This window comes from Streptomyces naganishii JCM 4654 (genome assembly GCF_014650575.1).
In the GTDB taxonomy this organism is placed as follows: Bacteria; Actinomycetota; Actinomycetes; order Streptomycetales; family Streptomycetaceae; genus Streptomyces; species Streptomyces naganishii.
Window position 1 is genome coordinate 112,269 of the sequence record NZ_BMVF01000008.1, and the last position, 14,577, is coordinate 126,845.

At 71.6% G+C, this 14,577-nt stretch carries 11 protein-coding genes; 8 read left to right on the forward strand and 3 right to left on the reverse strand.

Going from position 1 to position 14,577, the window contains the following annotated elements; genetic code table 11:
• The first annotated feature begins 65 nt into the window (after window positions 1-65).
• Window positions 66-854, forward strand: coding sequence for a protein phosphatase 2C domain-containing protein (locus IE217_RS16740; RefSeq protein ID WP_190178671.1), 789 nt, complete (start codon window positions 66-68; stop codon window positions 852-854).
• Between the two features lie 18 nt (window positions 855-872).
• Here the strand turns inward: IE217_RS16740 and IE217_RS16745 are convergent, their stop codons facing one another.
• On the reverse strand, window positions 873-1,364 hold the full coding sequence (locus IE217_RS16745; protein WP_190178672.1) for a MarR family winged helix-turn-helix transcriptional regulator: 492 nt from the start codon (window positions 1,362-1,364) through the stop codon (window positions 873-875).
• 285 nt (window positions 1,365-1,649) lie between these two features.
• On the opposite strand from IE217_RS16745, the gene IE217_RS16750 reads away from it, so the two are divergent.
• On the forward strand, window positions 1,650-2,489 hold the full coding sequence (locus IE217_RS16750) for a lysozyme (RefSeq protein WP_190178673.1): 840 nt from the start codon (window positions 1,650-1,652) through the stop codon (window positions 2,487-2,489).
• 111 nt (window positions 2,490-2,600) lie between these two features.
• On the opposite strand, the gene lon is transcribed toward IE217_RS16750, so the two are convergent.
• A complete protein-coding gene (gene lon, locus IE217_RS16755) occupies window positions 2,601-5,024 on the reverse strand; it encodes an endopeptidase La (protein ID WP_190178674.1) in 2,424 nt (807 codons plus the stop codon).
• Between the two features lie 195 nt (window positions 5,025-5,219).
• A complete protein-coding gene (locus IE217_RS16760) occupies window positions 5,220-6,080 on the reverse strand; it encodes a rhomboid-like protein (RefSeq protein ID WP_190178675.1) in 861 nt (286 codons plus the stop codon).
• Between the two features lie 204 nt (window positions 6,081-6,284).
• On the opposite strand from IE217_RS16760, the gene IE217_RS16765 reads away from it, so the two are divergent.
• The 6 genes from IE217_RS16765 to IE217_RS16790 all read left to right on the forward strand — a co-directional run bounded on the left by IE217_RS16765 (window position 6,285) and on the right by IE217_RS16790 (window position 14,577).
• Complete coding sequence (locus tag IE217_RS16765; protein ID WP_190178676.1) at window positions 6,285-6,962, forward strand: spermidine synthase family protein; 678 nt, start codon at window positions 6,285-6,287, stop codon at window positions 6,960-6,962.
• Between the two features lie 120 nt (window positions 6,963-7,082).
• Window positions 7,083-7,820: a response regulator transcription factor gene (locus IE217_RS16770; protein ID WP_189705355.1), complete on the forward strand. Its 738-nt coding sequence runs from the start codon at window positions 7,083-7,085 to the stop codon at window positions 7,818-7,820.
• Complete coding sequence (locus IE217_RS16775; protein ID WP_190178677.1) at window positions 7,817-8,923, forward strand: HAMP domain-containing sensor histidine kinase; 1,107 nt, start codon at window positions 7,817-7,819, stop codon at window positions 8,921-8,923. Before IE217_RS16770 ends, IE217_RS16775 begins: the two co-directional genes overlap by 4 nt.
• Window positions 8,924-9,204: 281 nt before the next feature.
• Complete coding sequence (locus IE217_RS16780; RefSeq protein ID WP_190178678.1) at window positions 9,205-13,017, forward strand: multifunctional oxoglutarate decarboxylase/oxoglutarate dehydrogenase thiamine pyrophosphate-binding subunit/dihydrolipoyllysine-residue succinyltransferase subunit; 3,813 nt, start codon at window positions 9,205-9,207, stop codon at window positions 13,015-13,017.
• A gap of 81 nt (window positions 13,018-13,098) precedes the next feature.
• Window positions 13,099-13,278: a DUF6104 family protein gene (locus tag IE217_RS16785; protein WP_003992906.1), complete on the forward strand. Its 180-nt coding sequence runs from the start codon at window positions 13,099-13,101 to the stop codon at window positions 13,276-13,278.
• A 402-nt stretch (window positions 13,279-13,680) separates the two neighbouring features.
• On the forward strand, window positions 13,681-14,577 hold the full coding sequence (locus IE217_RS16790) for a DUF4097 family beta strand repeat-containing protein (RefSeq protein WP_190178679.1): 897 nt from the start codon (window positions 13,681-13,683) through the stop codon (window positions 14,575-14,577).

Here is a 14,577-nt window from a genome sequence, read left to right on the forward strand (position 1 = left end):
CATCAATTCAGGGCCGGTTGCCAGCCTTTGGCGAACCTTGTGAAGGCCTCGTGCAGACTGGCCGGATGCGCACTGAAGTTGTTTCGGAGCCCGGCCACGAGGACCGCCCCAACGAGGACTTCGCGAGCGTCGGAGTATCCGCCTTCGGACAGGGCGGTTGCCTGGTCGTCCTGGACGGCGTGACACCGCCGAGGACCGGTACGGGATGTCTGCATTCGGTTCCCTGGTTCACCGCCCGGCTGGGCGGCGCGCTGACCGAACTGACCGTTTCCTACCCGGATCTGACGCTGCCGGAGATCCTCGCCCGCGCGATCTCCACGACCGCCGGGGCCCACAAGATCACTTGTGACCTTTCTCACCCGCGGACACCCCAGGCAACCGTCGTCCTGGCCCGCTGGTCGGCCCGGACGCTGGACTACCTGGTCCTGTCGGACTCGGTGCTGCTGCTGGAGTCCCCGGGCGGGCAGGTCACCGCGGTCCTCGACGACCGTCTGGCCCGCCTGCCGCGTGCCTCGCTGGCCACCGACGCGCTCATCGACGCCGAGATCCGCAACAAGGAGGGCGGCTTCTTCACCGCCGCCGCGGATCCCTCGGTGGCGGCCCGCGCCGTGACGGGCAGCGTGCCGCGCTCCGGGGTGCGCGCCCTGGCCGCGCTGACGGACGGCGCGGCGCGCTGGGTGGAGAAGTTCCACGAGGGCGACTGGGCCCAGTGCCTGGGCCTGCTGCGCAAGGAGGGCGCCCGCGCCCTGGTGGACCGGGTACGGGCGCTGGAGACGGCGGACGAGGAGGAGCGCGCGTATCTGCGCCGCAGCAAGACCCACGACGACGCGACGGCGGTGTTCGTGGAGCCCTGAGCCGCCGGCGCCCCGGGTCTACTTCTCCGCGACCTCGTTGAGTTCGTGGAGCAGGCGGGCCAGTTCCGCGACCTCGCCGCGGTCCCAGTGGGCGAGCTGGCGGACGTAGCGGGCGCGGCGGGCCTCGCGGACGCGGCCCACGCGGCGGCGGCCCTCCTCGGTGAGGGCGACCAGCCAGGCCCGGCCGTCCGCCGGGTCGGGTTCCCGTGCGACCAGGCCCAGTTCCTCCAGGGCGCGCAGCTGGCGGGACATGGTGGCCTTGCCCACGCCGATGTACGCGGCGAGCTCCGTGGCCCGCCGTCCGCCGCACTCGTCCAGCCGCACCAGCAGCCCGTAGGCGGCGGACTCCAGGTCCGGGTGGACCTCGCGGGCCATCTCCCCCTGGCTGGCCCGCGCCCGCCGCAGCAGCACCGTCAGTTCGCGTTCCAGGGCCAGGAACGGCCGGTCCGGTCCGGTCGGCGACGCGCCGGGCCCGGCCGCGCGCCCGTCGCCTCTCGCGTCTTCCTGCACGTCAGCCCCTGCCTCGAGTTTCCCGGTCCTGAAAGTTTCCGTCAGGCGCGGCCATCGCCGCAGCTCCGTCAGTATTTCGCAGGCGTAGACCAACGGCAGCCACCGGACCCCCTTCCCAGCCCCGTTCTACGTGCGTAGCGTCTTCGTCAGGCAACGAATGGCATGCCCACGCCAGCCGTGACCCGCACCTCGGCGAGCGGCGGCCCACCCTCCCCAGCGGTGCCGGCCGGCATGCCCCGCACCTCCCCCCCCCCACCGTGCACCACCGAGCTTCGGAGGCACGTCATGCCCGTACGCAGATCCAGCAGGTTCAGATCCGCCAGGCCCGCCGCCCGCGTCCGGCGGCTGACCCTCGCGGGAGCCCTGCTCGCCGCCTGCTCCCTGCTGGCCACCACCCCCTCCTCGGCCGCCACCACGCCCGCCCGCGGCTCCGCCCACATGGGCATGGGCGTACTGGCCCACGACGGGCAGGCCGGGACGCCGACGAGCGACCAGGCCACCCAGACCGAGGGCGTCGACGTCGCCGGCTACCAGGGCAACGTCGCCTGGTCCACGCTGTGGAACAGCGGCGTCCGCTGGGCCTACACCAAGGCGACCGAGGGGACGTACTACACGAACCCCTACTTCGCGCAGCAGTACAACGGCTCCTACAACGTCGGCGTGATCCGCGGCGCCTACCACTTCGCGACCCCGGACACCACCAGCGGAGCCACCCAGGCGAACTACTTCGTCGACCACGGCGGCGGCTGGTCCCGCGACGGCAAGACCCTCCCGGGCGCCCTCGACATCGAGTGGAACCCCTACGGCGCCGCCTGCTACGGCAAGTCCGCGAGCGGCATGGTCAGCTGGATCGCGGACTTCCTGAACACCTACAAGGCCCGCACCGGCCGTGACGCCGTCATCTACACCGCCACCAGCTGGTGGACCCAGTGCACGGGCAACTACGGCGGCTTCGCGGCCAACAACCCGCTGTGGATAGCCCGCTACGCCTCCGACCCGGGCACGCTGCCGGCCGGCTGGGGCTACTACACGATGTGGCAGTACACCTCGTCCGGCCCGACGGTCGGGGACCACGACAAGTTCAACGGCGCCCTCGACCGCGTCCAGGCGCTGGCCAACGGCTGAGCCCCGCACTCCCCGGCGCACACGGTGAAGGCCCGGGCCTCCCTCACGGGACCCGGGCCTTCCCTCTCCGGCCACGTCCTCCCCCAGTGCTCAACGCCTGGGAGGTGCCCCCTACGCCGCGACCGGAACCTCCGGCTCCACGCCCTCCGCCACGGGCGCCAGGGCCAGCTCCAGGACCTCGCGGACGTCGGTGACGGCGTGGACGTCCAGCTTGTCCAGCACCTCGGCCGGGACGTCGTCCAGGTCGGGCTCGTTGCGCTTGGGGATGATCACGGTGGTCACCCCGGCGCGCTGGGCGGCGAGCAGCTTCTGCTTCACGCCGCCGATCGGCAGCACGCGGCCGGTCAGCGAGACCTCGCCGGTCATCGCCACGTCCGTGCGCACCAGGCGGCCCGAGAGCAGCGAGGCGAGCGCCGTGGTCATCGTGATGCCCGCGCTCGGGCCGTCCTTCGGCACCGCGCCCGCCGGGAAGTGGATGTGCACGCCCCGGTCCTTCAGGTCGCCCACGGGCAGTCCCAGTTCGGCGCCGTGGCCGCGCAGGAAGCTCAGCGCGATCTGCGCCGACTCCTTCATCACGTCACCCAGCTGACCGGTCAGGGTCAGCCCCGCCCCGCCCGTCTCCGGGTCGGCCAGGGACGCCTCGACGAAGAGGACGTCGCCGCCGGCGCCGGTGACCGCGAGCCCGGTCGCCACACCGGGCACGGCCGTGCGGCGCTCCGCCGGGTCCTGGGCGGACTCGGGCACGTGGTGCGGCCGGCCGATCAGGGCGCGCAGGCCGTCCGCGGTGACGGTGAACGGCAGCTCCCGCTCGCCCAGTTCGTGCTGGGCCGCCACCTTGCGCAGCAGCCGCGCGACGGACCGCTCCAGGGTGCGCACGCCCGCCTCGCGCGTGTACTCGCCCGCGAGCCTGCGCAGCGCTCCCTCCTCGATCGTCACCTCGTCCTTGCTCAGACCGGCCCGCTCCAGCTGGCGCGGGAGCAGGTGGTCGCGGGCGATGACGACCTTCTCGTCCTCGGTGTAACCGTCGAGCCGCACGATCTCCATACGGTCGGCGAGGGCCTCAGGGATTGCCTCCAGCACGTTGGCGGTGGCCAGGAAGACCACGTCCGACAGGTCGAGCTCGACCTCCAGGTAGTGGTCCCGGAAGGTGTGGTTCTGCGCCGGGTCCAGGACCTCGAGCAGGGCCGCGGCCGGGTCGCCGCGGAAGTCGGAGCCCACCTTGTCGATCTCGTCCAGCAGGACCACCGGGTTCATGGACCCGGCCTCCTTGATGGCGCGCACGATCCGTCCGGGCAGCGCGCCGACGTACGTGCGCCGGTGGCCGCGCACCTCGGCCTCGTCGCGGACGCCGCCGAGGGCGACGCGGACGAACTTGCGGCCCATCGCGTGGGCGACGGACTCCCCGAGGCTGGTCTTTCCGACGCCGGGGGGTCCCACGAGGGCCAGCACGGCGCCGCCGCGACGGCCGCCGATGACGCCGAGGCCGCGGTCGACGCGCCGCTTGCGCACGGCCAGGTACTCGGTGATGCGCTCCTTCACGTCCTGCAGGCCCGCGTGCTCGGCGTCCAGGACCGCCTTGGCGCCCTGGATGTCGTAGGCGTCCTCGGTCCGCTCGTTCCACGGCATCTCCAGGACCGTGTCGAGCCAGGTGCGGATCCAGGAGCCCTCGGGCGAGGCGTCGGAGGCGCGCTCCAGCTTGTCGACCTCCTTGAGCGCGGCCTCGCGGACCTTCTCGGGCAGGCCGGCGGCCTCGACGCGGGCGCGGTAGTCGTCGGACTCCTCGCCCTCGCTCTCGCCGTTCAGCTCGCGCAGCTCCTTGCGCACCGCTTCGAGCTGGCGGCGCAGCAGGAACTCCCGCTGCTGCTTGTCGACGCCCTCCTGGACGTCCTTGGCGATGGTCTCGGCCACGTCCTGCTCGGCGAGGTGGTCGCGCAGCTGCTGGGTGGCGAGCTTCAGGCGGGCCACCGGGTCGGCGCTCTCCAGCAGCTCGACCTTCTGCTCGGTGGTCAGGAAGGGCGAGTAGCCGGAGTTGTCGGCGAGCGCGGAGACGTCGTCGATGGCCTGCACGCGGTCCACGACCTGCCAGGCGCCGCGCTTGCGCAGCCAGGCGGTGGCGAGGGCCTTGTACTCCTTGACCAGTTCGGCCACCTGGCCGGGCAGCGGGTCGGGGACGCTCTCGTCGATCCGCGTGCCCTCGACCCACAGCGCGGCGCCGGGGCCGGTGGTGCCCGCGCCGATCCGTACCCGGCCGCGGCCGCGGATCAGGGCGCCGGGGTCGCCGTCGGCCAGCCGGCCGACCTGTTCGACGGTGCCCAGCACGCCCGTCCTGGCGTACGTCCCCTCGATGCGCGGTACCAGCAGCACCCTGGGCTTGCCCGGCTCCGACCGTGCGGCGGCCTGGGCGGCCTCGACCGCGGCGCGCACCTCGGAGTCGCTCAGGTCCAGCGGTACCACCATCCCGGGCAGCACGACCTCGTCGTCGAGCGGCAGCACGGGCAGGACGAGCGGTGTGAACGCCGTGGACTCAGCAGCCATGATCTCCCCTTCGGCAGTCAAGTTGAGCTATGCCGACTCAATGCCCGGGGCGGCCTGGAATGTTCCCGGCGCGGCGTTCGCCCACAGCGATCAGCGGACCGGCGGCCGGGGACCTGCGGATCGAGGGAGGTCGGCGACCCGAAGTCATCGACCCGCGAGGCAGCCCCCGAGGGAGTCAGCGCCCCGCGAGGGAGGTCAGCGACCCGCCAGGGAGGCCCGCAGTCGTGGTGAGCGCCGCAGCCACGGCCAGGCCGCCATGCCCAGCCCCACGGAGATGAGGTGGCCGCAACTCGTCATGGGGTCGACGAAGGTGAGCAGGTCCTCGAGGATCGTGGCCACGAACAGCGTCAGCATCGGCCAGCGCACCCACGGGCCGAGCAGCCCGGCCAGGGCGCCGACGCTCGCGGCGACGCCGAAGCTGATGCCGTAGTCGAGGCGGTGCAGCGAACTGTCCGGCAGGCCCCCGGCCAGCACCCCGAGGGCGACCGGGATCTCGGTGGCCAGCGTGGCCAGCACGTGCCCGGCCAGGAACACCCCGGCCGTCCGCGACGCGCCCGTGCGCCGCTCCAGCGCGGTGAGCACCAGCAGGAAGCACAGCGCGTACGGCGACATGACCCCGCCCGCGATCCACAGCGCGCTCGCCGGCAGCACCAGCGCCGGCACCCGCACCAGGTGGGCCACGTCCGTGCTGGAGTGGCGGTACAGGGCGTCCATGAGGTGCGGATCGGCGTACCGCGCGATCAGCGAGGTGACGGCGAGCAGGGCCGCGTACCAGAAGGTGAACGGCGTACTGGCGGGGCCGGGCAGCAGTCGCCAGGGGTGCAGCGCCCACGGCCACTGAGCGGCGCGGACCGGGCCGGCGGCACGCACCGGCGCGAGAGGCACCCGCCCCGCCGCCTCCACGCAGAGGCCGCGCGGGGCCGCGGCGGACTCGCCGCGCGGGCGCTGCTGCGGCATCCCGTCCAGCAGGCGTCCCACGTCCCCGGGCGGCGGCGGAAGGGGCGCGTCCGGGGGCGCCGGCAACGCCCCGGCCTCGGCCGTCGCAGTCCGTTCCACCGTGGGGAGCTCCTTCCGTCGCAACCCACCCTTCGGGTCACGGACGCCTCGTGTCTATGACCGACGCCACCGCGCGGCCGATTCTCAGGAAGCTATTAAGTTCCTCATGCAAGATCCTCATCGATGATCCTCGCAGATTGTCGTACCGCCGCTGTCACCCGTAATTCACGTGGCCTTGCAGGCGCGTTGGGGCAGGATGACCCCATGACCACGTCGTACGGCACCCCGGTCGTGCTGGACCGCCGCGAGGGTCCGCACGGCGAGGTCGTGCTGCGCCGGCACGGCCCGCTGCTGCAGATCATCGCCAACGGCTGCTTCCTGATGGACACCTCCGACGGGCGTTCCGAGCGCCTCCTCGTCGACGCCGCGCTCGCCGCACTGGACGGCAGGCCCCGCCCGGACGTGCTGATCGGCGGCCTCGGCGTCGGCTTCTCGCTCGCGCACGCCGCGGCCGACCCGCGCTGGGGGCGGATCACGGTCGTCGAGCGGGAGCGCGCGATCGTCGGCTGGCACCGCGACGGCCCGCTCGCCCACCTGACCGCGTCCGCGCTCGCCGACCCGCGCACCGAGATCGTCGAGAGTGACCTGGTCGACTACGTCAATGAGACATCCGCCACGTTCGACGCGCTCTGCCTCGACATCGACAACGGCCCAGGCTGGACGGTCACCGAGGGCAACGCGGGACTGTACGCTCCGGCCGGACTGGCAAGCTGCGCAAGGGTGTTGAGGCCCAAAGGAGTGCTCGCCGTGTGGTCGGCCGAGCCGTCTCCGGAATTCGAGGGAACCTTGCGGAATGTCGGGTTCCAGCAGGTGCGCACCGAAGAGATCCCCGTTGCCCGGGGCGTTCCGGACGTCGTGCACATCGGCGTCCGACCTGGATAGCAAAGCCGCGGTGACTCCCCGTACGCTGCATCCCTGACGCCGATCATTCAAGCGTCAATCGCAACCAGCGCAGTCAAGGGATCACCCCACGGATTCCGGAAAGCAACTCAGGGGCGGGCGATGGAGCAGACACACACCGCGCACAACGGCACGACGGCCACCCCGGGCGCCCAGCGCCGGGTCCTGGTGGTCGAGGACGACCAGACCATCATGGACGCCATCGCCACCCGCCTGCGGGCGGAGGGATTCCTCGTGCAGACCGCGGGCGACGGGCCGGCCGCCGTGGACACCGCCGAGGCCTGGCAGCCCGATCTGCTGATCCTCGACATCATGCTGCCCGGCTTCGACGGGCTGGAGGTCTGCCGCCGCGTGCAGGCCGCCCGGCCGGTGCCGGTGCTGATGCTCACCGCGCGCGACGACGAGACCGACATGCTGGTCGGGCTGGGCGTCGGCGCCGACGACTACATGACCAAGCCCTTCTCGATGCGGGAGCTGGCGGCGCGGGTGCACGTGCTGCTGCGCCGCGTGGAGCGGGCGGCGATCGCCGCGGCCACCCCGCGCAGCGGCATCCTGCGCCTGGGCGAGCTGGAGATCGACCACGCGCAGCGCAGGGTGCGGGTGCGCAGCGAGGACGTCCACCTCACGCCGACGGAGTTCGACCTGCTGGTGTGCCTGGCGAACACCCCGCGCGCGGTGCTCTCGCGCGAGCAGCTGCTGGCCGAGGTCTGGGACTGGGCGGACGCCTCCGGCACCCGGACCGTGGACAGCCACATCAAGGCGCTGCGCCGGAAGATCGGCGCCGAGCGGATCCGCACGGTGCACGGCGTGGGTTACGCGCTGGAGACGCCCACCCCATGAGCGGCGGGCCGGCCGCGCGGAGGGACCCCGGCGAACGCCTGGGCGGCGTACGCCCGTTCTCGATCAAGACCAAGCTGGGCGCGCTGGTCGTCATCTCGGTGCTGATCACCACGGGCCTGTCGATGATCGCGGTGCACACCAAGACCGAGCTCCGCTTCATCATGGTCTTCTCGATGATCGCCACGCTTCTCATTACGCAGTTCGTGGCGCATTCGCTCACCTCGCCGCTGGACGAGATGAACGCCGTGGCCCGGTCCATCTCGCACGGCGACTACACGCGCCGGGTGCGGGAGAACCGCCGGGACGAACTGGGCGCGCTGGCCCAGACGATCAACCGCATGGCCGACGAGCTCGCCGCGCAGGACCGCCAGCGCAAGGAGCTGGTGGCGAACGTCTCGCACGAGCTGCGCACGCCCATCGCGGGCCTGCGCGCGGTGCTGGAGAACATCGTGGACGGGGTCACCGAGGCCGACCCCGAGACCATGCGCACGGCCCTGAAGCAGACCGAGCGCCTTGGCCGGCTGGTCGAGACGCTGCTGGACCTCTCCCGCCTGGACAACGGCGTCGTACCGCTCAAGACGCGGCGCTTCGAGGTGTGGCCGTATCTGTCGGGCGTGCTGAAGGAGGCGAACATGGTCGCCTCGGTGCGCGCCGGCATCGCCTCCGGGTCGGGCAGCCACACCCGTACCGACGTCCACCTCCACCTCGACGTCTCACCGCCGGAGCTGACCGCGCACGCGGACCCCGAGCGCATCCACCAGGTCGTCGCCAACCTGATCGACAACGCCGTCAAGCACAGCCCGCCACACGGGCGCGTGACGGTGAAGGCGCGGCGCGGGCCGCAGCCGGACTCGCTTGAGCTGGAGGTCCTCGACGAGGGGCCCGGCATCCCGCGCTCGGAGTGGCACCGCGTCTTCGAGCGCTTCAACCGGGGCGCGGTGAGCCGCCCGCACGGTCCGGGCAGCGACGGCGGCACGGGACTGGGGCTGGCGATCGCGCGCTGGGCGGTGGACCTGCACGGCGGCCGGATCGGCGTGGCCGAATCCGAGCGTGGCTGCCGGATCCTCGTCACCCTTCCAGGGCCTCGCTCCGCACCAAGTTGACGTAAAGTTCGATCCGGAACCACAAGATCCACGATCACCGGCGCCGCCGGGCCCGTGTGATCAGGCAGGGGCCTGCACCTCCGGGGGGTCAGGCCCGGGCCCAGCATTCCCATCAACCGGTGAACCACGGTTGTTTCCCGCCATTTCAAGCCCCGAAACACAGCTTTTCATGTGACTTACGCGACGAAGGACGGGCCCGACCTGACCTTCACGGTCTTGGAGGCGTAGCCTTTATTCCCGCTGTCCATCACCTTGTGAAGCGGAAGAGGGCGGTTGCCGCCGTGTCGCCACAGTCCCCCAGTAACGCATCGAGCATCTCGACCGACGCAGACCAAGCCGGGAAGAACCCCGCGGCCGCGTTCGGACCCAACGAGTGGCTCGTCGACGAGATCTATCAGCAGTACCTCCAGGACCCGAACTCGGTAGACCGCGCCTGGTGGGACTTCTTCGCCGACTACAAGCCGGGGGCCGCCGCCACCACGGCTGCGGCGGGCACTGCGGCCGCGGGGGCCGCAGGGACCACCACGGCCCCGTCGGCGCCCGCCCAGGCCACGCCCGCGGCCCCGGCCGCGCAGGCCCAGGCCGCGCCCGCTCCGGCGAAGCCCGCCGCGGCTGCTCCGGCGCCCGCCAAGCCGGCCCCGCAGGCCGCTGCTCCTGCCGCGCCCGCCGCCGCGAAGCCGGCCGCCGCCGCGAAGGCGAAGGCCGCGCCCGCCGCCGAGGCGCCCGAGGGCCCCGAGTTCGTGACGCTGCGCGGCCCGTCCGCCGCGGTCGCCAAGAACATGAACGCCTCCCTGGAGCTGCCCACGGCCACGTCCGTGCGCGCGGTCCCGGTGAAGCTGCTGTTCGACAACCGCATCGTCATCAACAACCACCTCAAGCGGGCCCGGGGCGGGAAGATCTCCTTCACGCACCTGATCGGCTTCGCGATGGTGCAGGCCATCAAGGCCATGCCGTCGATGAACTGGTCGTTCGGCGAGAAGGACGGCAAGCCGACGCTGGTCAAGCCGGCCCACGTCAACCTCGGCCTGGCCATCGACCTGGTGAAGCCCAACGGCGACCGCCAGCTGGTCGTCGCGGCCATCAAGAAGGCCGAGACGCTGAACTTCTTCGAGTTCTGGCAGGCCTACGAGGACATCGTCCGCCGCGCCCGCGACGGCAAGCTGACGATGGACGACTTCACCGGCGTCACCGTCTCCCTCACCAACCCCGGCGGCCTCGGCACCGTCCACTCCGTGCCGCGCCTGATGCCCGGCCAGTCGGTGATCATGGGCGTCGGCTCCATGGACTACCCGGCGGAGTTCCAGGGCACCTCCCAGGACACCCTGAACAAGCTCGGCATCTCCAAGGTCATGACGCTCACGTCGACCTACGACCACCGGGTGATCCAGGGCGCCGCCTCCGGCGAGTTCCTGCGCCAGGTGGCCAGCCTCCTGCTCGGCGAGAACGGCTTCTACGACGAGATCTTCGAGGCCCTGCGCATCCCCTACGAGCCGGTCCGCTGGCTCAAGGACATCGACGCCTCCCACGACGACGACGTCACCAAGGCCGCGCGCGTCTTCGAGCTGATCCACTCCTACCGGGTGCGCGGCCACGTCATGGCCGACACCGACCCGCTGGAGTACCGCCAGCGCAAGCACCCCGACCTGGACATCGTCGAGCACGGCCTCACCCTGTGGGACCTGGAGCGCGAGTTCGCCGTCGGCGGCTTCGCCGGCAAGTCGATGATGAAGCTGCGCGACATCCTCGGCGTGCTGCGCGACTCCTACTGCCGCACCACCGGCATCGAGTACATGCACATCCAGGACCCCAAGCAGCGCAAGTGGATCCAGGACCGCGTGGAGCGCCCGCACTCCAAGCCGGAGCGCGAGGAGCAGCTGCGCATCCTGCGCCGGCTGAACGCGGCGGAGGCCTTCGAGACCTTCCTGCAGACCAAGTACGTCGGCCAGAAGCGCTTCTCCCTGGAGGGCGGCGAGTCCGTCATCCCGCTGCTCGACGCGGTGCTGGACTCGGCCGCCGAGTCCCGCCTGGACGAGGTCGTCATCGGCATGGCCCACCGCGGCCGCCTCAACGTGCTCGCCAACATCGTCGGCAAGTCCTACGCGCAGATCTTCCGCGAGTTCGAGGGCAACCTCGACCCGAAGTCGATGCACGGCTCCGGCGACGTGAAGTACCACCTGGGCGCCGAGGGCACCTTCACCGGCCTGGACGGCGAGCAGATCAAGGTCTCGCTGGCCGCGAACCCCTCCCACCTGGAGACGGTCGACCCGGTCATCGAGGGCATCGCCCGCGCCAAGCAGGACATCATCAACAAGGGCGGCACGGACTTCACCGTCCTGCCGGTGGCGATCCACGGCGACGCGGCCTTCGCGGGCCAGGGCGTGGTGGCCGAGACCCTGAACATGTCGCAGCTGCGCGGCTACCGCACCGGCGGCACGGTCCACATCGTCATCAACAACCAGGTCGGCTTCACCGCCGCCCCGGAGTCCTCGCGCTCGTCGATGTACGCCACCGACGTGGCGCGGATGATCGAGGCCCCGATCTTCCACGTGAACGGCGACGACCCGGAGGCCGTGGTCCGCGTCGCGCGGCTGGCCTTCGAGTTCCGCCAGGCGTTCAACAAGGACGTGGTGATCGACCTCATCTGCTACCGCCGCCGCGGTCACAACGAGTCGGACAACCCGGCCTTCACCCAGCCGCTGATGTACGACCTGATCGACAAGAAGCGCTCGGTGCGCAAGCTCTACACCGAGTCCCTGATCGGTCGCGGCGACATCACCCTGGAAGAGGCCGAGCAGGCGCTGCAGGACTACCAGGGCCAGCTGGAGAAGGTCTTCACCGAGGTCCGCGAGGCCACCTCGCAGCCGGCCACCCCGCAGTCCCCGGACCCGCAGGCGGGCTTCCCGGTCGAGGTCAGCACCGCGATCTCCGCCGAGGTCGTCAAGCGCATCGCCGAGTCGCAGGTCAACATCCCCGAGCACTTCACCGTCCACCCGCGTCTGCTGCCGCAGCTGCAGCGCCGGGCGGCGATGGTCGAGGACGGCACCATCGACTGGGGCATGGGCGAGACCCTCGCGATCGGCTCGCTGCTGCTCGAGGGCGTCCCGGTCCGGCTCTCCGGCCAGGACTCCCGCCGCGGCACCTTCGGCCAGCGCCACGCGGTGCTGATCGACCGCGAGACCGGCGAGGACTACACCCCGCTGCTGTACCTGTCCGACGACCAGGCCCGCTACAACGTCTACGACTCGCTGCTCTCCGAGTACGCGGTGATGGGATTCGAGTACGGCTACTCGCTCACCCGCCCCGACGCGCTGGTGATGTGGGAGGCGCAGTTCGGCGACTTCGCCAACGGCGCCCAGTCGGTCATCGACGAGTACATCTCGGCCGCCGAGCAGAAGTGGGGCCAGACCTCCGGCGTCACGCTGCTGCTGCCGCACGGCTACGAGGGCCAGGGCCCGGACCACTCCTCGGCCCGCATCGAGCGCTACCTCCAGCTGTGCGCGCAGAACAACATGACGGTCGCGATGCCGACCCTGCCGTCGAACTACTTCCACCTCCTGCGGTGGCAGGTGCACAACCCGCACCACAAGCCGCTGGTCGTCTTCACCCCGAAGTCGATGCTGCGCCTGAAGGCCGCGGCCTCGAAGACGGAGGAGTTCACCACCGGCAAGTTCCGGCCGGTCATCGGCGACGCGTCGGTCGACCCGAGCGCGGTGCGCAAGGTCGTCTTCTGCTCCGGCAAGGTCTACTACGACCTCGAGGCCGAGCGCCGCAAGCGCGGCGTGACGGACACGGCGATCATCCGCATCGAGCGCCTGTACCCGCTGCCGGGCGCCGAGCTCCAGGCGGAGATCAAGAAGTACCCGAACGCCGAGAAGTACCTGTGGACGCAGGAGGAGCCGGCGAACCAGGGTGCCTGGCCGTTCATCGCGCTCAACCTGATCGACCACCTGGACCTGGCGGTCGGCGCGGACGTGCCGGCGGGCGAGCGCCTGCGCCGCATCTCGCGTCCGCACAGCTCCTCCCCGGCCGTCGGCTCCGCCAAGCGCCACCAGGCGGAGCAGGAACAGCTCGTGCGCGAGGTGTTCGAGGCGTAGGGGCGCCAGTGCCTCGCGGCCGGGCCGCACCTCCTTCCAGGGGGTGCGGCCCGGCCGTTTTCACGCGCCTATCCTTGAGCCATGTACTTCACCGACCGAGGCATCGAAGAACTGGAGAAGCGGCGCGGCGAGGAGGAGGTCACCTTCGAGTGGCTGGCCGAGCAGCTGCGCACGTTCGTCGACCTGAACCCGGACTTCGAGGTCCCGGTCGAGCGGCTGGCGACCTGGCTGGCACGGCTGGACGACGAGGACGACGAGTAGCAGGGCCGGTCGCGACCGGCAGCCGGGCCGGTGGCAGCCGGGCCGGTGCCGGGCATCGCACCACGGGCGCCCTCGAGCGCCACTGCGGGCGCCCCTTGGGGGCGCCCTCCGTGTTTCCGGGCGCGGGCGCTTTTCGGGTTCGCGGGCGCGGGGTGCCGGGTGCCTTTCGGGGGCGCGGGGGCCGGGCGCTCTCCGTGTTGCCGGGCGCCGGGCGCCTGCGGACTCGCGGGCGCCGGATGCCGCGCCTGTTCACCCTGACGGGTGCCTTGACTTTCGATGGCCGCGATATATCGTGTTTCACGTAAGACGCGATATGGCGCGTCGACGTGTCGCGTCGTGCCGTTCCGTTCCGTCTCCGGTGCCGCCCCGCGCGCGGTCCGGTCGCCTCAGGAGGTCAGCACCATGTCCGAGTGGTCCGTGGGCGAGCCCGGCAAGCTCACCTTCGACGAGCCCGTGACCGAGCTCAACGTCCGCATCGTCAACGGAACGGTGAACGTGGTGGGCACCGACGAGAGTTCCGCCCGTCTGGAGGTCACCGAGATCGAGGGGCCGCCCCTGGTGGTCACCCAGCAGGGCGGCACCCTGACGGTGGCCTACGAGGACCTGCCCTGGAAGGGGTTCCTCAAGTGGCTGGACCGCAAGGGCTGGCGGCGCAGTGCCGTGGTGTCCCTGGCCGTGCCGGCCGCCACCCGCGTCGAGGTCGGCGTGGTCGGCGCCACCGCCGTGGTCTCGGGGATCGACGGACGTACCGAGGTCAAGGGGGTCACCGGCGACACCACGCTGGTGGGCCTGACCGGCCCGGTCCGCGCGGACACCGTGTCGGGCAACGTGGAGGCGCAGGCGCTCTCCGGTGACCTGCGGTTCAACTCCGTCTCCGGGGACCTGACGGTGGTCGAGGGCGCCGGTTCCTCGGTCAAGGCGGACTCGGTGAGCGGCTCGATGATCGTCGACCTCGACCCGGCGGGGCGCCCCACCGACGTCAGCCTGACCAACGTCTCCGGGGAGATCGCCATCCGGCTGCCCCACCCGGCGGACGCGCAGGTGGAGGCCAACACCGCCAGCGGCTCGGTGTCCAACGCCTTCGAGGACCTCCGGGTCACCGGCCAGTGGGGCGCCAAGCGCATCACCGGCCGGCTCGGCGCGGGCAACGGCAAGCTGAAGGCGACCACCGTCTCCGGCTCGATCGCCCTGCTGCGCCGTCCCCCGGTGGAGGACGGCCCGTGGGAGGAGCGGCCACGCCCCGCGGGCGGAACCAGCGACGACCCGACCGACGGCACGACCGACAAGAAGGTGCTCTGA

Coding starts and splice junctions, on each gene's coding strand:
- IE217_RS16740 (WP_190178671.1), top strand. CDS start 66: ATGCGCACTGAAGTTGTTTCGGAGCCCGGCCACGAGGACCGCCCCAAC.
- IE217_RS16750 (WP_190178673.1), top strand. CDS start 1,650: ATGCCCGTACGCAGATCCAGCAGGTTCAGATCCGCCAGGCCCGCCGCC.
- lon (WP_190178674.1), bottom strand. CDS start 5,024: ATGGCTGCTGAGTCCACGGCGTTCACACCGCTCGTCCTGCCCGTGCTG.
- IE217_RS16765 (WP_190178676.1), top strand. CDS start 6,285: ATGACCACGTCGTACGGCACCCCGGTCGTGCTGGACCGCCGCGAGGGT.
- IE217_RS16770 (WP_189705355.1), top strand. CDS start 7,083: ATGGAGCAGACACACACCGCGCACAACGGCACGACGGCCACCCCGGGC.
- IE217_RS16775 (WP_190178677.1), top strand. CDS start 7,817: ATGAGCGGCGGGCCGGCCGCGCGGAGGGACCCCGGCGAACGCCTGGGC.
- IE217_RS16785 (WP_003992906.1), top strand. CDS start 13,099: ATGTACTTCACCGACCGAGGCATCGAAGAACTGGAGAAGCGGCGCGGC.
- IE217_RS16790 (WP_190178679.1), top strand. CDS start 13,681: ATGTCCGAGTGGTCCGTGGGCGAGCCCGGCAAGCTCACCTTCGACGAG.